The organism is Sphingomonas sp. Xoc002, assembly GCF_050408055.1.
GTDB classification, from domain to species: domain Bacteria; phylum Pseudomonadota; class Alphaproteobacteria; order Sphingomonadales; family Sphingomonadaceae; genus Sphingomonas; species Sphingomonas yabuuchiae.
In genome coordinates this window covers 2,725,279-2,745,215 of record NZ_CP191175.1, presented here as the reverse complement: position 1 = coordinate 2,745,215, position 19,937 = coordinate 2,725,279, and the positions used below count along the sequence as shown (strand labels likewise).

26 protein-coding genes are annotated in these 19,937 nt (G+C 66.3%); 20 read left to right on the top strand and 6 right to left on the bottom strand.

Annotated features, from left to right (window positions below):
- Positions 1-22: 22 nt before the first annotated feature.
- From ACQR50_RS12415 to ACQR50_RS12405, 3 genes are all read right to left on the bottom strand, one after another.
- On the bottom strand, positions 23-157 hold the full coding sequence (locus ACQR50_RS12415) for an entericidin A/B family lipoprotein (protein WP_056434194.1): 135 nt from the start codon (positions 155-157) through the stop codon (positions 23-25).
- A gap of 289 nt (positions 158-446) precedes the next feature.
- Positions 447-2,033, bottom strand: coding sequence for a sensor histidine kinase (locus ACQR50_RS12410; RefSeq protein WP_428968549.1), 1,587 nt, complete (start codon positions 2,031-2,033; stop codon positions 447-449).
- Between the two features lie 12 nt (positions 2,034-2,045).
- Entirely contained in the window at positions 2,046-2,201 is a 156-nt protein-coding gene (locus ACQR50_RS12405) for a NepR family anti-sigma factor (protein ID WP_240456621.1), read from the bottom strand.
- Positions 2,202-2,463: 262 nt separating this feature from the next.
- Between ACQR50_RS12405 and ACQR50_RS12400 the strand changes: the two genes are divergently transcribed.
- From ACQR50_RS12400 to ACQR50_RS12385, 4 genes are all read left to right on the top strand, one after another.
- Positions 2,464-3,264, top strand: coding sequence for a response regulator (locus ACQR50_RS12400; RefSeq protein ID WP_042489968.1), 801 nt, complete (start codon positions 2,464-2,466; stop codon positions 3,262-3,264).
- Positions 3,265-3,315: 51 nt separating this feature from the next.
- Positions 3,316-3,453, top strand: coding sequence for a hypothetical protein (locus ACQR50_RS12395; RefSeq protein ID WP_042489965.1), 138 nt, complete (start codon positions 3,316-3,318; stop codon positions 3,451-3,453).
- 106 nt (positions 3,454-3,559) lie between these two features.
- Positions 3,560-4,207, top strand: coding sequence for a sigma-70 family RNA polymerase sigma factor (locus ACQR50_RS12390; protein WP_428968548.1), 648 nt, complete (start codon positions 3,560-3,562; stop codon positions 4,205-4,207).
- A 99-nt stretch (positions 4,208-4,306) separates the two neighbouring features.
- A complete protein-coding gene (locus tag ACQR50_RS12385) occupies positions 4,307-5,329 on the top strand; it encodes a DUF6624 domain-containing protein (protein ID WP_428968547.1) in 1,023 nt (340 codons plus the stop codon).
- Positions 5,330-5,333: 4 nt separating this feature from the next.
- Here the strand turns inward: ACQR50_RS12385 and ACQR50_RS12380 are convergent, their stop codons facing one another.
- Positions 5,334-5,498 (bottom strand): hypothetical protein, encoded by a 165-nt coding sequence (locus ACQR50_RS12380; protein ID WP_428968546.1) that lies wholly within the window; start codon positions 5,496-5,498, stop codon positions 5,334-5,336.
- Between the two features lie 112 nt (positions 5,499-5,610).
- On the opposite strand from ACQR50_RS12380, the gene ACQR50_RS12375 reads away from it, so the two are divergent.
- The 7 genes from ACQR50_RS12375 (at position 5,611) to ACQR50_RS12345 (ending at position 12,223) form a co-directional block, all read left to right on the top strand.
- Positions 5,611-8,286, top strand: coding sequence for a bifunctional [glutamine synthetase] adenylyltransferase/[glutamine synthetase]-adenylyl-L-tyrosine phosphorylase (locus tag ACQR50_RS12375; RefSeq protein ID WP_428968545.1), 2,676 nt, complete (start codon positions 5,611-5,613; stop codon positions 8,284-8,286).
- Positions 8,273-8,728, top strand: a complete 456-nt coding sequence (locus ACQR50_RS12370; protein WP_428968544.1) for a peroxiredoxin — start codon at positions 8,273-8,275, stop codon at positions 8,726-8,728. Before ACQR50_RS12375 ends, ACQR50_RS12370 begins: the two co-directional genes overlap by 14 nt.
- Positions 8,725-9,549 (top strand): ferritin-like domain-containing protein, encoded by an 825-nt coding sequence (locus tag ACQR50_RS12365; protein WP_056434182.1) that lies wholly within the window; start codon positions 8,725-8,727, stop codon positions 9,547-9,549. The genes ACQR50_RS12370 and ACQR50_RS12365 overlap by 4 nt, the downstream gene beginning before the upstream one ends.
- An 87-nt stretch (positions 9,550-9,636) precedes the next feature.
- Positions 9,637-10,386 (top strand): M23 family metallopeptidase, encoded by a 750-nt coding sequence (locus tag ACQR50_RS12360; RefSeq protein ID WP_428968543.1) that lies wholly within the window; start codon positions 9,637-9,639, stop codon positions 10,384-10,386.
- Positions 10,387-10,536: 150 nt separating this feature from the next.
- Entirely contained in the window at positions 10,537-10,875 is a 339-nt protein-coding gene (gene erpA, locus ACQR50_RS12355; RefSeq protein WP_428968542.1) for an iron-sulfur cluster insertion protein ErpA, read from the top strand.
- A 1-nt stretch (position 10,876) separates the two neighbouring features.
- Positions 10,877-11,650 carry an exodeoxyribonuclease III gene (gene xth, locus ACQR50_RS12350; protein ID WP_076716953.1) on the top strand — a complete coding sequence of 258 codons (774 nt, stop codon included), beginning with the start codon at positions 10,877-10,879 and terminating at the stop codon, positions 11,648-11,650.
- A 150-nt stretch (positions 11,651-11,800) separates the two neighbouring features.
- Positions 11,801-12,223 carry a hypothetical protein gene (locus tag ACQR50_RS12345; protein ID WP_428968541.1) on the top strand — a complete coding sequence of 141 codons (423 nt, stop codon included), beginning with the start codon at positions 11,801-11,803 and terminating at the stop codon, positions 12,221-12,223.
- A gap of 57 nt (positions 12,224-12,280) precedes the next feature.
- Here the strand turns inward: ACQR50_RS12345 and ACQR50_RS12340 are convergent, their stop codons facing one another.
- Positions 12,281-12,541, bottom strand: coding sequence for an SWIB/MDM2 domain-containing protein (locus tag ACQR50_RS12340; RefSeq protein WP_007405135.1), 261 nt, complete (start codon positions 12,539-12,541; stop codon positions 12,281-12,283).
- A gap of 56 nt (positions 12,542-12,597) precedes the next feature.
- The gene (locus tag ACQR50_RS12335; protein WP_056434174.1) at positions 12,598-12,801 is read right to left on the bottom strand and encodes a DUF2945 domain-containing protein; all 204 of its coding nucleotides are present in this window, start codon (positions 12,799-12,801) and stop codon (positions 12,598-12,600) included.
- Between the two features lie 109 nt (positions 12,802-12,910).
- Between ACQR50_RS12335 and ACQR50_RS12330 the strand changes: the two genes are divergently transcribed.
- The 9 genes from ACQR50_RS12330 to ACQR50_RS12290 all read left to right on the top strand — a co-directional run bounded on the left by ACQR50_RS12330 (position 12,911) and on the right by ACQR50_RS12290 (position 19,901).
- Positions 12,911-14,023, top strand: a complete 1,113-nt coding sequence (locus tag ACQR50_RS12330; protein ID WP_428968540.1) for an S-(hydroxymethyl)glutathione dehydrogenase/class III alcohol dehydrogenase — start codon at positions 12,911-12,913, stop codon at positions 14,021-14,023.
- Positions 14,023-14,409, top strand: coding sequence for a VOC family protein (locus ACQR50_RS12325; RefSeq protein WP_428968539.1), 387 nt, complete (start codon positions 14,023-14,025; stop codon positions 14,407-14,409). The genes ACQR50_RS12330 and ACQR50_RS12325 overlap by 1 nt, the downstream gene beginning before the upstream one ends.
- Entirely contained in the window at positions 14,409-14,804 is a 396-nt protein-coding gene (locus tag ACQR50_RS12320; RefSeq protein WP_428968538.1) for a VOC family protein, read from the top strand. The genes ACQR50_RS12325 and ACQR50_RS12320 overlap by 1 nt, the downstream gene beginning before the upstream one ends.
- Positions 14,801-15,658 (top strand): formyltetrahydrofolate deformylase, encoded by an 858-nt coding sequence (gene purU / locus ACQR50_RS12315; protein WP_428968537.1) that lies wholly within the window; start codon positions 14,801-14,803, stop codon positions 15,656-15,658. The genes ACQR50_RS12320 and purU overlap by 4 nt, the downstream gene beginning before the upstream one ends.
- Positions 15,655-16,497, top strand: a complete 843-nt coding sequence (fghA, locus tag ACQR50_RS12310) for an S-formylglutathione hydrolase (RefSeq protein ID WP_428968536.1) — start codon at positions 15,655-15,657, stop codon at positions 16,495-16,497. The genes purU and fghA overlap by 4 nt, the downstream gene beginning before the upstream one ends.
- Before the next feature lie 136 nt (positions 16,498-16,633).
- Complete coding sequence (folE, locus tag ACQR50_RS12305) at positions 16,634-17,260, top strand: GTP cyclohydrolase I FolE (protein WP_428968535.1); 627 nt, start codon at positions 16,634-16,636, stop codon at positions 17,258-17,260.
- Entirely contained in the window at positions 17,257-18,003 is a 747-nt protein-coding gene (locus ACQR50_RS12300) for an SDR family NAD(P)-dependent oxidoreductase (protein WP_428968534.1), read from the top strand. The genes folE and ACQR50_RS12300 overlap by 4 nt, the downstream gene beginning before the upstream one ends.
- 29 nt (positions 18,004-18,032) lie before the next feature.
- Positions 18,033-18,353, top strand: coding sequence for a dihydroneopterin aldolase (locus ACQR50_RS12295; RefSeq protein ID WP_428970698.1), 321 nt, complete (start codon positions 18,033-18,035; stop codon positions 18,351-18,353).
- 102 nt (positions 18,354-18,455) lie between these two features.
- Positions 18,456-19,901 carry a porin gene (locus tag ACQR50_RS12290; protein ID WP_428968533.1) on the top strand — a complete coding sequence of 482 codons (1,446 nt, stop codon included), beginning with the start codon at positions 18,456-18,458 and terminating at the stop codon, positions 19,899-19,901.
- Positions 19,902-19,937 lie beyond the last annotated feature (36 nt).

Here is a 19,937-nt window from a genome sequence, read left to right as displayed (position 1 = left end):
GCAATGTCAGCCGGGCGAAGGCTTACTTGGCGTCGTTCGCCGTCTTGGCGACGGTGTTGCCCGCCGAGCTCACGTCGCGACCGACGCCCTCGACCGTGTTGCACGCGCTGACTAGCAGCGCACCGGCAACGATGGCCAGACCCATGAGCTTACGCATTCTCAGTCTCCTCGATGAATTCCGTCGCCGATCAATGCGTCAGGCGTGCAATCGTTCCGCCTCTGTTACGGACGCTGCATTCAGATATCGATGAAGGGGGGGGGGCAGAGGCCCTGAAAAGATTAAGGCCTGGAAGCGTCACCGGGGGGGGGGAGGGTGGACGCTTCCAGGCCTATGGCTTGGACAGCGAGAGCGGGGGGGCATAAGTTCGCTATCCGAAGAGCAGAACACGTTGCGAAGGCAGGGGTTCCCGGCTTTTCACCCTCCCCCAATCTTTTTTCGAAAAAATTCAGTCGCGCCCGACGATGGGGATGGCGATTTCATAGGCGCCGACCAGCGGATCGTGATGCAAGGGCGCGCGCAGCTGCCGTGCCAGCCCCTCCATGACCCGGCCATAGCGCTTGCCGATCAGGTGGCGCAGTGTGTCCGTCTCGACCAGCGCGCGGGTCACGACGCGGACGACCGCGCGACCCTCCTGCTCGGCGGGCTTGATCGCCACGCGGATCTGTGCGGCCGGATCGCAGTTCATCGCCAGCTCGATCGTCTCGGTGACGAGGAAGGCGACGGCGACGGCCACGTCCTGGTTGACCAACAGCGGCGCGACGTCGAGCGAGATGCCGATCCCGGCGGCATTCTCCGGTGCGGTGGCGCGGATGTTGGCGGCGAGTTCGCCGATCATCGTGCGCAGGTTGAGACCGCGATTTTCCTCCAGTTCGGCGAAATGGTGGCGATGGACCACCGCCAGCGCATCGACCCGCCGCTGGATCGAGGAATAGGCCGCCATCGCCTCCGGTCCCGTCGCGCCGCGCGCATGGAAGTTGATGAGGCTGGAGATGACCTGCAGGTTGTTCTTGACCCGGTGATGGACCTCGCGGGTCAGCTTGGTCTGGCGCACCAGCCCTTCGGCCAGACCCGCCTCGTGCGTGGCGACGGTGCGGGTGATCGCCTCGAACGTGTCCGCCAGATCGCGGATTTCCTGCGCGGGCGCGGCCTCGACCCCGGAAATGTCGAGAACCTCACCCGGTTGATAGGTCGCGACGATGGCGCGCAACCGACGCAGCGGACGGATCAGCAGCCGGTCGACGATGAACCAGCCCAGCACGACGGCGGCCAGCCACATCAGCAGCGGCAGCGCGAGCGCCACGATCAGCGAGGACGTGATCGGCGCACTCGGTGTGGAGGTGCGCAGGACCAGCCCGGCAATGCCCAGCTCGGTCCGCATCGACTTCATCCGCTCCAGTGCACCCTGGCGGGAAAGCTGCTTGATGGGCAGCAACTCGCCGTCCAGTTCCAGCACCGACTCGATAGGGCTGGTCGGGTTGCTCTGGTCGACCAGCGACTGGAGGAAGGGCAGGGGGAAGAAGGCGCGGGCCTGGGCGCGGCCATCCTGGCTGGCGACCGACAGGACCAATCCCTTGCCCGGCAGGATGTCGGCCCCGATCGGCGACCCGTCGACGGGCGTGGGCAAGGCCGCGGGCAGCGGATCGCCGCACAGCACCTTGCTCGCGCGGTCGGTGATGAGGAAACGCGCGCCGGTCATCGACTGCTGCGCAAACACGCCCTGGGCGCGCGCGCAGCTCGGCATGTCGAGCGGATCCTGGCCCATGGCGCGGACGGCGACACGCAGCGCCGTCATGTCGCCCATCAGCTCCGTGGCGATGGCGCGCGCGTCTTCGTTGGCGGCGATGCGCAACCGGCCGCTCGCCTCGCTGTCGGCAAGCCTGGTCGTCTGGAGCGTCGCGAAGATCGCGATGGCGGCCAGGATGAACAGGGTGCTGCCCAGCACGAGCACGAGCTTCGCGCCCGTCGCGAGACGGGGCGGGGCAGGGCGGAGGCGTTCGGGGGCCTCAATGTCTTGGGGAGGTGTGCTGGCCATTCAGCCGGACGTTCAGTCCAGCTTGCTGAGAAGGTCAAGCATCTCGGCAGGAACCTGCTCGTCCACCGTCTTCTGATACGCCTGGCGAAGGGCCGAGCCCGCATCTTTCTGACCGCCCTTCGGGGGCGTGTCGGACGGCGTGTTCTTCGTCTTGTTGCCCAAACTCAAAATATCCCCCTGCACGACCCACTAGCGGGGCAACCGACGCAATGGCGGCCATGGGCACTGCCGGTTGGCGTCATGCCTGGGCCATAGTTGATGTGGCGATGAAACCAAATTCGATCTTGTTGGTTCCCGATGCGATACGAAAAAACCAAAGGGCGCGTCCATAGGGTGTGCCGTATGGGGATTTCGGGAAACGGCATTGAAAACATGCGCGGGGGTCAGCACATCAGGCGTCCGCGAATACCTCAGGGAGTGATTATTACCCATGTCGCTTGGACAGCAGCTTGCGCCCCATCTTCCCTTCCTGCGGCGCTATGGCCGGGCCCTGACCGGCAGCCAGATGCACGGCGACAAATATGTCCGCGCCACGCTGGAGGCGATCGTCGCGGCCCCGGACCAGTTTCCGCGCGACGTCGATCCGCGCCTTGGCCTGTACCGCATGTTCCAGGGCATCTGGTCGTCGGCCAATTACGATGAGCTGGACAATGACGGCATCGACGCCGACGGCAACGAAGGGTTGGCCCGCGCCCGCCTTGCCCGAATGACCCCGCTGTCGCGCCAGGCGCTGCTGCTGACCGCGATGGAGGGTTTCACGCCCGAGGACGCCGCCTATCTGATCGACGTGGAGCCGAGCGAGGTCGAGAACCTCGTCTCCGAGGCGCTGGCCGAGATCGAGAAGCAGACTCGCGCCCGCGTGCTGATCATCGAGGACGAGCCGATCATCGCGATGGATATCGAGACGATCGTGCGCGACCTGGGCCATGAAGTCACCGGCGTCGCCGTCACCCGCGACGAGGCCGTGGCGCTGGCCATGGAGGATCGCCCCGGCCTGGTGCTCGCCGACATCCAGCTGGCCGATGACAGCTCGGGCATCGATGCGGTCAAGGACATCCTGGCCGAGTTCGAGGTTCCGGTGATCTTCATCACCGCCTTCCCCGAGCGCCTGCTGACCGGCGAGCGTCCGGAGCCGACCTTCCTGATCACCAAGCCGTTCCAGCGGTCGACCGTGAAGGCCGCGATCAGCCAGGCGCTGTTCTTTGACCAGAGCACCGTCCCGGCCGAATAAGAAAGACCTACAGTTACGGACCCAAAACGGTTGAGAGGCGTTGAGGTGGACATGGCTGATTCCAATGAACCCATTCATGTCGCCAAAGAGGATGCCAGGGCAGGGTCGACGCCGCATGTGACGCGGTACATCCTGCCCATCTCGCTGGTGCTCGTGATCGCGATCTTCGCCTTTCTGGTGCTGCGCTGACACGAGCCTCCTCGATTAGCCCTTTGGGACGGCTGGCTATTTCAGGGTTGGCCCCTTATGTTTCGAAACGGTCGCAGGATCGGCCGTTTCCGATGATCGGATTTTCATGACGCAGCCACTGACGCGGGACGAATTCGAGGACGACGCACCCGATGCGCCCGTCGAGCACGTCGCGCTCCCCGACTCCGAATTCAAGGCGGAACTGGCGCGCGTCATCCCCCATCTTCGCGCCTTCGGCCGCTCGCTTTCGGGCAGCCGCGATCTGGCCGACGATCTGGTGCAGGAAACGCTGTTAAAGGCATGGGCCGCGCGCAAGCGGTTCCAGGCGGGCACGAACATGCGCGCCTGGACCTTCATCATCCTGCGCAACCTGTATCTGTCGCAGATGCGTCGCGCGCGCTTCAAGGGCGAATGGGACGATCTGGTCGCCGACCGCATTCTGGCGGCCCCGGCCAGCCAGGACCGCCATGTCGAACTGGGTGACATGCAGCGTGCCCTGATGCACCTGCCGCAGCCGCAACGCGAGGCGTTGATCCTGGTCGGTGCCGGTGGTTTCGCCTATGAGGAAGCGGCCGAAATCTGCAATGTCGCGGTGGGCACGATCAAGAGCCGCGTGGCGCGTGGGCGCGTCGCGCTGGAAGCGATTCTGACCGAAGGTTCGCTGCCCTCGCGTCGTCTGCATGAAACGGACAGCAGCAAGACCGCGCTGGACAGTATCATGGGTGATGTCGACCAGTTGAGCGGCGGCCGGTAAGCGCCTTTACTTGCGAGTTTTAATAGACGGCCGTCCCGGTTCTGATCGGGGCGGCTTTTTTGTGTCGGAATGGGTCGGCTTGACAGTGATCGCGAGACCTTGTCCGATCCGGTCATGCGCATGCTGTCCCTGATCTTCTCCGCCTTTCTGCTGACAGCGGCCACGCCGCCGATTCCGGACGTCCTCAAGCCGTATATTAAGGGCGATCGCTTCGATCCGGGCGATTACAAATGGATGAAGGGGCGCTTTCCGGACGCGGCGCCTGAGGAAAAGGCGCAGGACAAGCAGGTCAGCGAATGGCTGATCGCCTGCTATGAAGACGACTTGGCGGCGTTCCGAGTTGAGCTTCGTGCTCTGGGTATCGCCGATCCGAAAATGATCAACACCACCAGTCGCAACCCCCTCTGTTCGCAAGTGGCATCGGCGCCGGACGTGCACCACTGGACGAGCTTTGACGCATTTCAGCGCTCGGTCGACAAGGCCGCGCCGATCGCCGACGCCTATTTGATGGCGGTGAAAGTGGCCAAGGCCATGGGCGCAGCCAAGACGCCCAAATTGCATGACATTCTGATCGCCCGTCCCCTCGGCGAGCAGATGCTGCGGGTAGGCGCGGGTTGGGGCGAGGGCGATATGGCGGGCGCGCCTGCTGTTTCCGACGATGTCCAGGCGGTGATCGTATCGCGGCTATTGTTGGCTGCTGCCGTCGAGGATCATGATAACACTCAGTGGCTCAAGGCCTTGGTTGCGAGGCAGGGTTGGCCGAAGCGCTCCGAGATCGGCGAGGATGCCGCCGAACAGGCTTGGTTGCTTGTGCAACATGCGGATGCCGATCCGGCTTTCCAACTCTCATCATTGCGTTTGATGGAGCCGCTCATGGCGAAAGGAGAGGTTTCGAAAGACGATTATGCCTATCTGTATGACCGCGTGATGCTGAAGATCGCGGGCAAGCAGCGTTATGCGACGCAGGCGATGTGTGACAATGGTAGGCGCGTGCCGCAGCCTCTCGAGGATGAAAAGGCCGTCGACCGGCTGCGTGCGGACGTCGACCTGGCGCCTGTAGCAGTCTATCTGGCCGGAATGGATCAAACCTATGGTCGCTGCCCACCCGGCCAGCCGCGATAGTCCCTCAGGAGCTTGGTGAACGCCGGTCCAGTCGCGCCAGCAGCCGCACCCAATGATCCGGCAACCGCACCGGCCGGGAATAGGCCGAGCGGAGCGCACAGCCGATATCGTCCGTGCGCTGCGGCGCGCGGACGATGCGGATGTCGCTGGTCCCGGATTCGGTGCTCATCATGGCAACATAACCGATCGCGGCTTGACAAGTTGCAAATCATCTGATGCGCATTTGTTAACGGGATCGAAAGTGTTTCTTTCGCCACACCCCGCGGGGTAGAAGCAGGGCCATGAGCAGCCCGTCCTCGTCCACCTTGCCCGTTGCCGTCGCCCGTGCCCGTCGGCATTCGTCCTTTCTGGCGATGCTGCTCGACCGGGAGCCGGAAATCGAGGCGGCGGCGCTGGCGGGGGAGTTGCTCGCGCCGCCCGTCGTGGCGGAGGATTTGCCGGTCGGCACCCGGCTGCGTCGCGAGCGGCGCGCGCTGGCGCTCACCGTCGCGCTCGGTGATCTGTCCGGGCTGTACGACCTGACCGAGGTGACGCACCGGTTGACCGATTTCGCCGACCGGTCCCTCGACCGTGCGATCCGCGCCGCGATCGAGGAGCGCACGCCGGGCGCGGAGCCGGTCGGGTTCGCCGCCATCGCGCTGGGCAAGCAGGGCAGCCGCGAACTCAACTATTCCTCCGATATCGACCCGATCCTTATCTTCGATCCCCAGACGCTGCCCCGCCGTCCGCGCGAGGAACCGGAGGATGCGGCGGTGCGCATCGGCAAGCGGGTCGTCGAATTGCTCCAGGCGCGCGACGGCGAGGGCTATGTGCTGCGCGTCGACCTGCGGCTGCGGCCCTCGCCCGAAGCGACGCCGATCGCGATTCCCGTGGAGGGGGCGATCGCCTATTATGAGAGCCAGGCGCTGACCTGGGAACGGGCAGCGTTCATCCGCGCGCGAGCGGCGGCGGGCGATCTGGCGCTGGGCCAGCGTTTCCTCGACGCGATCCGGCCGTTCGTGTGGCGGCGTGCGCTCGATTTCGGCGCGGTCGGCGAGATCCGCGACCTGACCCGGCGCATCCGCGACCATCATGCGCAGGGGCAGGCGATGGGGCCGGGCTATGACCTGAAGCGCGGGCGCGGCGGTATCCGTGAGATCGAATTCTTCGCGCAGATTCACCAGCTGATCCATGGCGGCCGGGACCCCGTGCTACGGGCGCCCGCCACCCGAGACGCGCTGGCGATGCTGGCCGAGGCGGGGCGGATCGATGCCGGGCAGGCGGCGGCGCTGACCGACGCCTATGTCCTGCTGCGCACGATCGAGCACCGGGTCCAGATGATCGACGATCGCCAGACCCATCAGCTGCCATTGGGGGAGGGGCTGGGCCGGGTCGCGCAACTCCACGGACTGGCGGATGGCGATGCGCTGATCGCCATGCTGTCACCCGTCACCGAACGGGTCGGGTGCTTCTACGACGCGCTCGACGCCGATGAGCGACCCAGACTGCCGCATGACCCGGTCCTGCTGAACGCGCGGCTGGCGGCGGCGGGGCTGCACGATATCGAGGCGGCGGCGCGGCGGATCGCGGCATGGCGTGGCGGCGACTATGCCGCGCTGCGCAGCCCGGCGGCGCGCGAGGCGCTGGACGCGGTGCTGCCCACGCTGGTCGAGGCGCTGGCCGAGGCCCCCGATCCCGATGCCGCGATCCTGAAGCTCGATTCGCTGTTCGAGCGGATGACGAGCGCGATCAACATCTTCCGCCTGCTCGAGGCGCGGCCGGGGCTGGCCAGCCTGACCGTCGCGATCCTCAGCCATGCCGCACCGCTCGCAGCCGAGCTGGCGCGGCGGCCTGCGCTCCTCGATGGGCTGATCGATGCCTCCGCCTTCGAGCCGTTGCCCGCCGTGAAGTTCCTCGAACGCGCGATGCGCGGCGGCGAGAGCGGGCAGGATTATCAGGATCGCCTCGACCATGTCCGCCGCGTCGTCGGCGAGCTGCGGTTCGCTTTGGGTGCGCAGATCGTCGCGGGGCGGGCCGATCCGCTGCAGGTGGCGGGCGGCTATGCCCGCGTCGCCGAGGCGGCGGTGGGCGTGCTGGCCCAGGCGACGGTCGATGAATTCGTCGCGGCGCATGGCCGGGTGCCGGACAGTGAATTGGTGATCCTGGCGCTCGGGCGGATGGGGGGCGCGGCGCTGACCCACGCCTCCGACCTCGATCTCGTCTATCTGTTTACCGGCGATTTTGCGGGCGAGTCCGATGGGCCGAAGCCGCTGGGGGCGACGCTCTATTACAACCGGCTGGCGCAGCGGGTGACGGCGGCGCTGTCGGTGCCGACCCAGGCGGGGCCGCTCTATCCGGTCGACACGCGGTTGCGGCCATCGGGCACACAGGGGCCGCTGGTGGTTTCGGTCGAGAGTTTCGCACGGTATCAACGCGAAGACGCCTGGACCTGGGAGCATATGGCCTTGACGCGTGCCCGGCCGATCTTCGGTTCGGCGGAAGCGCGGGCGGAGGTGGCCGCGATCGTCGCCGATGTGCTCAACGGCAACCGACCCGCCCGCAACGTGGCGATCGAGGCGGGCGAGATGCGCGCCGAGATGGCGCGGCACAAGCCGCCGCAAGGGCCGCTCGACATCAAGCTGTTGCCCGGCGGACTGGTCGACCTGGAGTTCGCGGTGCACCGCGTGCAGCTGGTCCATCAAACCGGGTTCGATCCCGATCTGGGCCGGGCCATCGGCGCGCTGGTGGCGCAGGGACTGATGCCGCCGTCCATGGTGCAGGCGCATGACGTGCTGACCCGCGCGCTGGTGTCCTTCCGCCTGTTGGTGCCCGATGGGCAGGAGCCGCCCGAGCCGACCCGCCCGCTGATCGCGCGCGCGATGGGCCTGCCCGACTGGGCGACGGTGGTTGCCACGCTGGAGGCGACACGGCAGGAGGTCGCCCGAGTCTGGCATGGAGATGGTGATGCAGCAGGGTGACGCGATTCCGGCGGTGACGGTCACCACCGCGAATGACGAAAAGCTGGCGCTGGGCGATCTGACCGGGCCGCTCGTCGTCTATTTCTACCCCAAGGACGACACCAGCGGCTGCACGCGCGAGGCGCAGGATTTCACCGCGCTGGCGGCGGACTTCGCGGGCGCGGGCGTGCGGGTGATCGGCATTTCCAAGGACAGTCCGGCCAAGCACCGCAAGTTCACCGAAAAATATACGCTGGCGGTCGAACTGGTCAGCGACGAGGACGGCACGGCCTGCGAGGCGTTCGGCGTCTGGGGCGAGAAGAAGCTCTACGGCAAGACCTATATGGGCATCGAGCGGGCGACCTTCCTGTTCGATCGTGACGGCAAGCTCGCCCAGAGCTGGCGCAAGGTGAAGGTGCCCGGCCATGCCGAGGCCGTGCTGGAGGCGGCGCGCGCACTTTGACGACGATTGCCCAAGCCTGCGCAGCCGTCCTGCGCGAAAGCGATCCGCTGGCCAAGGTGCGGTTGGCGCGGGCGGTGGCGCGCGGCTGGCGTCGCGGCGCTCTGGCGCATGACTTCGACGTGGCGATGCCCGATGCGCCGGGGCGGCCCGACCGGCCCGAATTGCTGCCGCCCAACCGCATGCCCAAGCGCGGGCGGGGTGGTTCGGAAAAGGGGCGGATCGCGCTGCTCCACGCGCTGGCGCATATCGAGTTCGCGGCGATCGACCTGGCCTTCGACGCGGCGGGCCGGTTCGGCGGGCAGTTCCCGCGCACCTTCGTCGACGACTGGATTTCGGTCGGCGCGGATGAGGCGATGCACTTTGCCGTCCTGCATCGTCGGTTGAAGACCTTGGGGTCGGGTTACGGCGAATTGCCTGCCCATGCGGGCCTCTGGGAAGCGGCGGAGGAGACCGCGCATGACGCCATGGCGCGGCTGGCCGTCGTGCCGATGGTGCTGGAGGCGAGGGGCCTGGACGTCACGCCGGAGACGGTCGCGCGCTTCCGGGCGGGGGGCGACGAGGCGTCGGCGCGCATCCTCAACCGCATCTATACCGACGAGATTCGCCATGTCGGATTCGGCGCGAAATGGTTCGGTTATCTGGCCGCTGGGCATGACATCGAGCCCGCCGAGCATTGGCGAATGCTGGTCCGCCGCCATTTTCGGGGGGCGGTTAAGCCACCGTTCAACGTTTCGGCGCGCGATACAGCCGGTTTGACGCGCGATTTCTATGCGCCTCTTGCGGACGAGGAACCCATAAAGGCACAAGCTGACCGTCTGTAACGCGGTGGGGCTGCGACACAGCATAGGATGAACGAAGCCGGACTTTTCCGACTGCGGGATCGTTCGGCGACAAGGGTTCGGGGTTCGATGAATCAACTGGCACTCTCGGGTAAATCGATTGCATCGCGCGTCCGCTCTGTCTTCCTCGCTACCCTGATCGTCAGTTTTTCGGGCGGTCTGTCCGGTCAGACGGCGATGGCCCATTCGGCACCCGCCGCTCCGGCCGCCAAGGCCAATGCCGCCGTCGGGGGTGAGTTCATCCCCGCCAACAGCGCCGAAGCCTCGGCCGACCTTCGCACCGACCAGCAGTTCCGCACCCTGTTCCAGACCTGGAAGAAGATGGATGCCCGTCCGAACGGCGTCATCGCGATCCCCTCGGTCCATCCGGTCGAAAAGCTTCAGTTCACCAGCAATTTCGGCATCCGCTCCGACCCGTTCCGCGGCACCGCCGCGATGCATGCCGGGGTCGACATCCCCGGTCCGGTCGGCACCCCGATCTATGCCACCGCCGACGGCATCGTCGATCATGCAGGCTGGCAGGGCGGTTATGGCAATCTGGTCGAGGTCAATCACGGCAAGGGCATCGCGACCCGCTATGGTCACCTGTCGAAGATTCTGGTCGCCGACGGCGCGCGCGTGACGCGCGGCCAGCTGATCGCGCTGATGGGCTCGACCGGCCGTTCGACCGGCCCGCACCTCCATTATGAGGTCCGCATGGACGGCCATGCCGTCAACCCGATCCCCTTCCTGACCACCGGCGATTATCTGACCGCGTCGCAGGATCATTCGATCCACCAGATCCCCGTCTCGACCGACGGCCCCGCCGCGCAGGACTAAAGTTTATTCCTTCACTGTAAGGGGAGGGGTGTCCCGCTATCGAGAGGGTGACACCCCTCCGTCAGTCCTGCGGACTGCCACCTCCCCTTGCAGGGGAGGAAAGATGGTATCGGGATTGCCCCGCTCGCCCCTCGCGCCTATCTCAGCCCCATGGCCACCAGCATTTCCGAAATCGCGCTGACCCCGGCCGCCGCGGCGCGTGTCGCGACGATCGCCGAGCGGCAGAACAAGCCCGCCGTCCTGCGTCTGTCGGTCGAAGGCGGCGGCTGTTCGGGCTTCCAGTACAAGTTCGGCCTGGCCGATGCGCCTGCCGAGGATGATTCGGTGGCGCAGACCGATGGCGTGACGTTGGTCGTCGACAGCATCAGCCTGGACCTCGTCCGGGGTGCGCAGGTCGATTATGTCGAGTCCCTCGGCGGCGCGGCGTTTCAGGTGAAGAACCCCAACGCGGCCTCGGGCTGCGGCTGCGGCACCAGCTTCTCGGTCTGACGTGAAGATCACCACCTATAACGTCAACGGGATCAAGGCCCGTCTGCCCCGCCTGCTCGAATATCTCGCCGAGGCGGATGCGGATATCGTCTGTCTTCAGGAACTGAAGGCCAGCGACGAGACCTTTCCGATCAAGGACATAGAGGCCGCCGGATATGGGGCGGTCTGGCACGGGCAGAAGAGCTGGAACGGCGTCGCGGTCCTCGCGCGCGGTGCCCAGCCGGTCGAGCGGCAGCGCGGGCTGGCGGGCGAGGATGAGGACGAACACAGCCGCTACCTCGAATGCGAGGTGAACGGTCTGGTCGTCGCCTCGCTCTATCTGCCCAACGGCAATCCCCAGCCGGGGCCGAAATTCGATTACAAGCTGCGCTGGATGGAACGGCTGGCGAGCCGCGCGCGGGCGTTGCTCGCGGAGGAAGTGCCCGCCGTGCTGGCCGGGGACTATAACGTCATCCCCCATGACGACGACACCTTCTCCGTCCCCGCCATGGCGAGCGATGCGCTGATGCAGCCGGAAAGCCGTCAGGCCTATCGCCGGTTGCTGGCGCAGGGGTGGACGGACTCGCTCCGGACGCGCGCGCCCAAGGGCGGGGTATGGACCTTCTGGGACTATCAGGCCGGGTCGTGGCAGCGCGATGCGGGGTTCCGGATCGACCATCTGCTGCTCAGCCCGCAGGCCGCCGACCGGCTGGTCGATGCGGGCGTCGACAAGAGCTATCGCGGGCGGGAAAAGGCGAGCGACCATGCCCCGACCTGGGTAAAGTTGCGGGACTGAAATCCTCCCCGGCACGGGGAGGGGGACCATCCGAAGGATGGTGGAGGGGGATCGCCGCATAGGCTATCCTAATGGAAGCCCCCCTCCGTCAGGCCTGCGGCCTGCCACCTCCCCGTGCCGGGGAGGATTTCTTCCAATCCGAGACTGCCAATGCGTCGTGCCGCCACTCTATTGATCGTGACATTAGCCCTGACCGCCTGCGACCAGCGCAGCAACATGGACGCGCGCCTTGCCGATGCCGACGCGCAGGAGCGCTCCCGCCAGGAGAAGGTCGCGAAGGACATGGTCGCGCAGACCGAGGATCAGGTGCGGGTCAAGATGCTGGAACAGCGCGTGGCCACGCTGGAGGCGCAGGTGGCGGCGATGCAGGGGGATCGCAAGCTGCTGGATGCGCGACTGGTCGAGCAGAGGCTGAACCAGATCGAGGCGGGGCGTGTGGGGGCGAGTGATCCGGCCCCGGTGGCGACGCCGACGCCCGCAGCGACGCGTACCCAGGGGCGCGCACCGGCGGCGGCCCAAAATCCGTCCCAGCCACCGCCCGCGCGCAAGCCGCTGGTCCTGGACCTGCGATAGCGGCGCGGGCGGTGAGGGGTTACGCCCCGGCGCGGTGGCCGGAGCGTTGCCGAAGGCTTACTTCTTCAGGTGCGCCGAGATGAACTTGTTCATCTCGAACATGGTGCACTTGTCCTTGCCGAACACCTTCTTCAGCTTGTCGTCGGCCAGGATTTCCCGCTTGTTCTCGGGGTTCTGCAGGTTGTTGGCCTTGATATAGTCCCACACCTTGCTGATGACCTGGCTGCGCGGCAGCTTCTCGTTGCCGACGATCGCGCCCAGTTCCTCGGACGGCTGGACCGGGGCGTGGATGCCGGTGCCCGTGGTTGCGGTGGCCATGATGTTCCTTCCTATAATCCTTCAGCGTCCCAGCCCTTTGGCGGGACGCGCGTGAATCACGCTTTCTTCAGCGCGTCCGCCTTGTGCGCTGCCTTTCCGCCATTGTCACTCTCTACTATGTATTGCGGTTCGTCCTTCGACGCACGGACGGTATGGCCCTTGATGGTCGTGTCGCTGGTCTGCTTCTTGACGACCTTGCCCTCGGCCGTGCCGCCATGGCTGTTCCATTCGACATGATCGCCTTTTTTGAACTCGGTCATCGTCGCTCTCCTGGGGTTGTGATCGGCATCAATCCCTCGGGGCTTTCGTTGGTTGCACCGGCGCGCGCCACGGGGCATCAGGGCGGCCAGCCAAGGAGACAGGAACCCCATGAAGACCCGCGCAGCCGTCGCCTTCGAAGCCAAGAAGCCGCTCGAAATCGTCGAACTCGATCTGGAAGGCCCCAAGGCCGGCGAGGTCCTGGTCGAGATCATGGCGACCGGCATCTGCCACACCGACGCCTATACGCTCGACGGGTTCGACAGCGAGGGCATCTTCCCCAGCGTGCTGGGCCATGAAGGCTGCGGCATCGTGCGCGAGGTGGGCGCGGGCGTCACGTCCGTAGCGCCGGGCGATCACGTCATCCCGCTCTACACCCCCGAATGCCGCCAGTGTAAGTCGTGCCTGTCGGGCAAGACCAACCTGTGCACCGCGATCCGCGCCACGCAAGGCAAGGGGCTGATGCCCGACGGCACGACGCGGTTCAGCTACAAGGGGCAGCCGATCTTCCATTATATGGGCTGCTCGACCTTCTCGAACTTCACCGTCCTGCCGGAGATCGCGGTGGCGAAGATCCGCGAGGACGCGCCGTTCGACACCAGCTGCTATATCGGCTGCGGCGTGACGACGGGCGTGGGCGCGGTGGTCAACACCGCCAAGGTGCAGCCCGGTGAGAATATCGTGGTCTTCGGCCTGGGCGGTATCGGCCTGAACGTGATCCAGGGCGCCAAGCTGGCGGGCGCCGGGCGGATCATCGGCGTCGACATCAACCCGGCGCGTGAGGAATGGGGCCGCCGCTTCGGCATGACCCACTTCCTCAACTCCAAGGGGCTGAGCCGCGAGGAGACGATCGCCAAGGTGCTGGAACTGACCGATGGCGGCGCCGACTACAGCTTCGACGCGACCGGCAATACCGAGGTGATGCGCACGGCGCTGGAATCCTGCCATCGCGGCTGGGGAACCTCGATCATCATCGGTGTGGCCGAGGCGGGCAAGGAGATTAGCACGCGGCCGTTCCAGCTGGTCACGGGCCGCAACTGGCGCGGCACGGCATTCGGCGGCGCGCGCGGGCGGACCGACACGCCCAAGATCGTAGACTGGTATATGAACGGCATGATCGAGATTGACCCGATGATCACCCACCGCCTGACGCTGGAGGAGATCAACAAGGGCTTCGACCTGATGCACGCGGGCGAAAGCATCCGCAGCGTGGTGATCTTCTGATGTTCAGCCATGTCATGCTGGGGGCCGACGACATTGCGGCGGCCAAGCGCTTTTACGATGCGACGTTGGGCGTGCTGGGCGCGGCCGAGGGTGTGGTCGATGCGGCGGGACGGCTGGTCTACAGCCATAATGGCGGCCGCTTCCTGATCTCGAAGCCGATCAATGGCGAGCCGGCGACCTATGCCAATGGCGCGACGCTGGGTTTCGCAATGGACTCGCCGGAGCAGGCCGATGCCTGGTTCGCGGCAGGGCTCGCGAACGGCGGCACGGCGATCGAAGACCCGCCCGGCATTCGCAACGTGCCTGTCGGCAAGGTCTATCTGGCTTATTTGCGCGATCCGACCGGCAACAAGCTGTGCGCCCGGCATCTGGTGGAGGCGGCCTGATGTATACGCATGTCATGGTCGGATCGAACGACATCGCGCGTTCCAAGGTCTTTTACGACGCACTGTTCGCCGCGCTGGGTGGTCAGCCTGGGATGCAGATGGGCGAACGCCTGCTCTATCGGCATAACGGCGCGGCCTTCATGGTGACGCGCCCCATCGACGGAGAGGCCGCGACCTTTGCCAATGGCGGGACCATCGGGCTGGGCGCGGCCGATCCGGCACAGCTCGACGCCGCCCATGCGGCGGCCGTGGCGAATGGCGGCATCGCGATCGAGGCGCCGGTGGGCGAGCGGCAGACGCCGATGGGTCCGGCCTATCTCGGCTATCTGCGCGATCCGGACGGCAACAAGCTCTGCCTGGGCTGCCGCCTGCCAGCCCCCGCACCTGCCGCATGACTGACTATATCCTGACGCTGGCGTGCCAGGACCGGGTCGGCATCGTCGCCGCCGTGTCGGGTGCGCTGGCGGGGATCGACGGCTTCATCCTCGACAGCCAGCAATATGCCGATCTGGAGACGGGGCGCTTCTTCCTGCGCATCGTCTTCACCGGCCAGGGAGAGCGTTTCCCGACCTCGGTCGACGGCATGCGGGCGGCGCTGGCAGACCCGGCGGTACGGTTCGGCTTCGACTGGCACGTCGCGCCCGCCGCCGAGCGGCCCCGGATGCTGATCGCGGTATCGAAGGGCTCGCACTGCCTGAACGATCTGCTCCATCGCTGGCGGACCAATACGTTGCCGGTCGAGATCGTCGGCGTCGTCTCCAATCACGATAGCTTGCGCCCGCTGGTCGAATGGCATGGCCTGCCCTGGCACCATCTGCCGGTCGACAACGGCAATCGCGTGGAGCAGGAAGCGGCGATGCTGGCGTTGATGGAGGAAAGCAGCGCCGATTATCTCGTCCTCGCCCGCTATATGCAGGTGCTGGGGGAGCGGCTGGTCGCCGCCCTTCCGGGGCGATGCATCAACATCCATCACAGCTTCCTGCCCGGCTTCAAGGGCGCGCAGCCCTATCACCGGGCCCATGCGCGCGGTGTGAAGCTGATCGGCGCGACCGCGCATTTCGTGACCGCCGACCTGGACGAAGGGCCGATCATCGAACAGGCGGTCGAGCGTGTCGATCACCGCGCCAGCGTCGACGACCTGATCCGCATCGGCCGCGATATCGAGGCGCAGGTGCTGGCCCGCGCGGTCGCCTGGGTGGGCGAGCGGCGGGTGTTCCTCAATGACAACCGGACGGTGGTGTTCCGATGACGATCGAGACGATGTCGACCTCGAAGGCGCATGGCGGGGTGCAGGGCGTGTACGCGCATGACAGCGAAGCGACGGGCACGCGCATGACCTTCTCGGTCTTCGTGCCCGAGCATGAGGAGGGGGAGAAGCTCCCCGTCCTCTGGTATCTGTCGGGTCTGACCTGCACCCATGCCAATGTCACCGACAAGGGCGAGTATCGGGCCGCCTGCGCCGAGCACCGCGTGATCTTCATCGCACCCGACACGTCGCCACGCGGGGAAGGCGTCGCGAATGACGACGCGTACGACATGGGGCAGGGCGCCGGTTTCTACGTCGATGCGACGCAGGAGCCCTGGGCACCGCATTTTCGGATGCGAACCTATATCGAGCAGGAACTGCCCGCGCTGATCGCCGAGCATTTCCCGGTCGCCGATATGGGCGCGCAAGCGATCACCGGCCACTCGATGGGCGGCCACGGCGCGCTGACCATCGGCCTTCGCCATCCGGATCGCTTTCGCAGCGTCTCCGCCTTCGCTCCGATCGTCGCGCCGTCCCAGGTGCCCTGGGGCGAAAAGGCTCTGGGCGGCTATCTGGGGCAGGACCGCGTCGCATGGCGACAGGCGGATGCCGTCGCACTGATCGAGGACGGCGCGCGACTGCCCAACCTGCTGGTCGATCAAGGCGATGCCGATCAGTTCCTGGCCGAGCAGCTTCGTCCCGAATTGCTGGCCGATGCTTGCGACAAGGCGGGGATCGCCCTGACGTTGCGGATGCAGCCGGGGTACGACCACAGCTATAACTTCATCTCCACCTTCATGGCCGACCATGTCGCCTGGGCGGCGGAGCGGCTGCGCGGGTAACGCCCACCCGCTGGGCAGCGTATCCCTCCCTCCGTTCAGGCTGAACGGATTGGTGTGACATGGGTTAAGGGAGGGTGAGTTTTGCACCCTGTCAATCGATACGCTATCGCACCGGCTTTGAAGTGAAGGATAGAATATGAGCTGCGCGCATGGCGATCCGGAGGATGGCGACCTGATGGGCGCGGACGGCAAGATCGTCGTGCCCGACCATGTCGCCGATGCCATCCGGACGCTGATCGCCTGGGCGGGCGACGATCCCACGCGCGAGGGACTGATCGATACGCCCAAGCGTGTGGCGCGGGCGTGGCGCGAATATTGCGGTGGTTATGGTGACGACCCCGCCGTGCACCTGTCGCGGGTGTTCGAGGAGGTCGGCGGCTATGACGAGATCGTGCTGCTGAAGGACATTCCCTTCCAGTCCCATTGCGAGCATCACATGGCGCCGATCATCGGCCGCGCGCATATCGCCTATCTGCCGCGCAACCATGTCGTCGGCATCTCCAAGCTGGCGCGCGTGCTGCATGGCTTCGCCCGCCGGTTGCAGGTGCAGGAGCGGCTGACCGCGGAGGTCGCCGACTGCATCTGGGAGAATCTGAAGCCGCTGGGCGTCGCGGTGGTGATCGAGGCGACGCATGGCTGCATGACCTCGCGCGGAGTGCGCACGCCGGGCGTGTCGATGGTCACGAGCCGGATGATGGGCGTGTTCCGCGACGACGATCGCAGCCGCAAGGAAGTGCTTTCGCTCATGGGCATGGCCGGATGATCAGGCGCACCGTGCTGGTGACCGGCGCGGCCAAGCGTCTGGGCGCGAGCATCGCCCGGCGGCTGGCGGCGGACGGGCATCGGCCGGTGATCCATTACAACAGCTCGGGCGAGGATGCGGCGGCGTTGGCGGCGGAACTGGATGCGCCGATGGTGCAGGGTGACCTGTCACGGATCGACGCGATCGACGCGCTGTTCGCCCATGCGCGGGAAGCGGCGGGTGGGCCCATCGACGGGCTGGTCAACAGCGCCTCGGCCTTCGAGTTCGACCGGCCGCCGGAGACGGATGCGCGCCTGATGGCGAAACTCTATGCGATCAACGCCGCCGCGCCCGCGCTGCTCGCCTCGGCGCTGGCGCGACAGGATGACGTGGCGGACGGCGCAGTGGTCGACATCCTCGACCAGAAGCTCGCCAACCCCAATCCCGACTTCTTCGCCTATAGCTGCGCCAAATTCGCCTTGGCGGGGGCGAACACGATGCTGGCCCAGGCGCTCGGGGCCCGCATCGCGGTGAACGCGGTGGCCCCCGGCCTGACCCTGCAAAGCGGCGACCAGAGCGATGCCGAGTTCGCCGAGGCTGCGACAAAGAATCTGCTCGGCCGCCCGATCGGCGCGGGGGCGGTGGCGGAGGCGGTGTCCTTCTTCCTCGGCGCGCGGGGGCTTCGCGGACAGACGCTGTATGTCGATTGCGGCCAGCGTTTCTGCCGCCGCGACGGCGATGTGATGTTCGAGGGACGGGCGTGACGGCGACCTATCGGATCCTGCTCGACGAGATGACGGTCGCGATGCATCTGGGCATCTACCCGCATGAGGTCGCGCCCCAACCGGTCCGCCTGTCGGTCGCGATGACCGTCACCTATCCCGCCGCGCCCAGTGCCGACCGGATCGAGGAGGTGCTGGACTATGACTTCCTGCGCGAAGGCATATTGGCGATGGCGCGCGGCCCCGGTTTCGCATTGCAGGAAAGCCTGTGCGAGGCGGTGGCGGCACTATGTCTTGCCGATCCGCGCGTGACGGCGGTGACGGTGCGGTCGACCAAGACCGACATCTATCCCGATGCCCGCATCGGCTGCGAGATCGAGCGGAGCCGCTGACGCCGAACGGCTTGTCACGATAATATCACGCAGCTGTCATCAATCTGTTGCGAAAGGGGCCGGAGCCGTCCTAAGTCGCCGCCGCAAAAAGGGCGGAATAGCATGGCGATCAAGTCGATACCCCAGCGGGCCGGTACCGGGATCGCCGCCGCGATGATGCTGGCCCTCTGTCCGGCACCCGCCGCAGCGCAGACCGTGCAGGAGTTGCAGCGCCAGATCGACGAGCTGAAGGCGCAGATCAAGGTGCTGACCGATGCACAGAAGGGGGCGGTAGCGCCCGTTCCGGCTGCCCCCGCCGCCCCGCCGGTCGTGGCAGCGGCTGTTGTCCCTCCCGCGCCCGTTCCGGCGCCTGTGCCGCAGCGGGTGGCGAGCGCACCCAAGCCGGTATCGTCACGGACGCCCTGGTACGAGCGTATGCGTCTGCGCGGCTATACCCAGCTTCGCTACAACGCCCTGTTGGAGAGCGAAGACGCGCCGGGGACCAACGGCTCGCGCCTGCGCTCGGTGCACGACGCCTCGATCAACGATGACGGCGGCTTCCTGCTTCGCCGTGTCCGGCTGGTGCTGCAGGGTGATATCACCGACCGGCTGCAACTCTATTTCCAGCATGACTTCGGCGCGGCGGTGAACAACCAGTCGAGCACCGAGCGGCGCGAGAATTTCGGCCAGTTGCGCGACGTCTATGCCGACTGGTTCCTCGACCCCGAGCGCCGCCTGCGCCTGCGCTTCGGCCAGTCCAAGGTGCCGTTCGGCTGGGAGAATCTGCAATCCTCGTCCAACCGCCTGCCGCTCGATCGATCGGATGCGATCAACAGCGGCGTGCCCGGCGAGCGCGATGTGGGGATCAATATCTATTACACGCCTGCGCCGGTTCAGGCGATCTGGGACCGGCTGACCAAGAACAAGCAGAAGCTGTTCGGCAATTACGGCGCCTTCGGTCTGGCCGTCTATAACGGGCAGGGGACCAACCGGACCGAGCGGACCGACAATCTGATGAAGGTCGCGATGGCGACCTGGCCCTTCGCGCTCGACGGGCTGGGGCCGCTATTCCGCGACCAGGTGCTGGAGGTCGGCGGCTCGGCCATGTTCAACCGTTTCCGGCCGGAGCTGCGCAGCGGCGGGGTCAGTTCGGTCGACTATCGCGACGATCGCGTCGCCGTCCACGCCATCCTCTATCCGCAGCCCTTCGGTATCCAGACCGAATGGACGACCGGCTGGGGGCCGCAATATGACAACGCATCGGGGTCGATCCGCTCCAGCCGTCTGGGCGGCGGCTATGTCCAGCTGATGGCGAATGTCGGCAAGACGCCGGTCGGCCGCGCCATTCCCTATGTCCGGTGGCAGCATTATCGCGGCGGCTGGAAGGCCAATGTCGATGCCCCCCGGCTGGAAACCGACGAGTGGGAGTTGGGCACCGAGATCCAACTGGTCGAGGCGCTGGAACTGACCATCGCCTATGCCCGGATGGAACGGCGCGAGGCGGATTCGCGACGGACAGGCCGCGCGACGGGCGACCTGATCCGGACCCAGCTGCAATTCACGTATTGATTCCTCCCCTTACACGGGAGGAAAGGAAGAAGCCTG

Excerpts from the sequence above, each read along its gene's own strand:
- ACQR50_RS12415 (WP_056434194.1), bottom strand. The coding sequence starts at position 157 with ATGCGTAAGCTCATGGGTCTGGCCATCGTTGCCGGTGCGCTGCTAGTC.
- ACQR50_RS12410 (WP_428968549.1), bottom strand. The coding sequence starts at position 2,033 with ATGGCCAGCACACCTCCCCAAGACATTGAGGCCCCCGAACGCCTCCGC.
- ACQR50_RS12400 (WP_042489968.1), top strand. The coding sequence starts at position 2,464 with ATGTCGCTTGGACAGCAGCTTGCGCCCCATCTTCCCTTCCTGCGGCGC.
- ACQR50_RS12395 (WP_042489965.1), top strand. The coding sequence starts at position 3,316 with ATGGCTGATTCCAATGAACCCATTCATGTCGCCAAAGAGGATGCCAGG.
- ACQR50_RS12390 (WP_428968548.1), top strand. The coding sequence starts at position 3,560 with ATGACGCAGCCACTGACGCGGGACGAATTCGAGGACGACGCACCCGAT.
- ACQR50_RS12380 (WP_428968546.1), bottom strand. The coding sequence starts at position 5,498 with ATGAGCACCGAATCCGGGACCAGCGACATCCGCATCGTCCGCGCGCCG.
- ACQR50_RS12375 (WP_428968545.1), top strand. The coding sequence starts at position 5,611 with ATGAGCAGCCCGTCCTCGTCCACCTTGCCCGTTGCCGTCGCCCGTGCC.
- ACQR50_RS12370 (WP_428968544.1), top strand. The coding sequence starts at position 8,273 with ATGCAGCAGGGTGACGCGATTCCGGCGGTGACGGTCACCACCGCGAAT.
- ACQR50_RS12360 (WP_428968543.1), top strand. The coding sequence starts at position 9,637 with ATGAATCAACTGGCACTCTCGGGTAAATCGATTGCATCGCGCGTCCGC.
- erpA (WP_428968542.1), top strand. The coding sequence starts at position 10,537 with ATGGCCACCAGCATTTCCGAAATCGCGCTGACCCCGGCCGCCGCGGCG.
- ACQR50_RS12345 (WP_428968541.1), top strand. The coding sequence starts at position 11,801 with ATGCGTCGTGCCGCCACTCTATTGATCGTGACATTAGCCCTGACCGCC.
- ACQR50_RS12340 (WP_007405135.1), bottom strand. The coding sequence starts at position 12,541 with ATGGCCACCGCAACCACGGGCACCGGCATCCACGCCCCGGTCCAGCCG.
- ACQR50_RS12335 (WP_056434174.1), bottom strand. The coding sequence starts at position 12,801 with ATGACCGAGTTCAAAAAAGGCGATCATGTCGAATGGAACAGCCATGGC.
- ACQR50_RS12330 (WP_428968540.1), top strand. The coding sequence starts at position 12,911 with ATGAAGACCCGCGCAGCCGTCGCCTTCGAAGCCAAGAAGCCGCTCGAA.
- ACQR50_RS12325 (WP_428968539.1), top strand. The coding sequence starts at position 14,023 with ATGTTCAGCCATGTCATGCTGGGGGCCGACGACATTGCGGCGGCCAAG.
- ACQR50_RS12320 (WP_428968538.1), top strand. The coding sequence starts at position 14,409 with ATGTATACGCATGTCATGGTCGGATCGAACGACATCGCGCGTTCCAAG.
- purU (WP_428968537.1), top strand. The coding sequence starts at position 14,801 with ATGACTGACTATATCCTGACGCTGGCGTGCCAGGACCGGGTCGGCATC.
- fghA (WP_428968536.1), top strand. The coding sequence starts at position 15,655 with ATGACGATCGAGACGATGTCGACCTCGAAGGCGCATGGCGGGGTGCAG.
- folE (WP_428968535.1), top strand. The coding sequence starts at position 16,634 with ATGAGCTGCGCGCATGGCGATCCGGAGGATGGCGACCTGATGGGCGCG.
- ACQR50_RS12300 (WP_428968534.1), top strand. The coding sequence starts at position 17,257 with ATGATCAGGCGCACCGTGCTGGTGACCGGCGCGGCCAAGCGTCTGGGC.
- ACQR50_RS12295 (WP_428970698.1), top strand. The coding sequence starts at position 18,033 with ATGACGGTCGCGATGCATCTGGGCATCTACCCGCATGAGGTCGCGCCC.
- ACQR50_RS12290 (WP_428968533.1), top strand. The coding sequence starts at position 18,456 with ATGGCGATCAAGTCGATACCCCAGCGGGCCGGTACCGGGATCGCCGCC.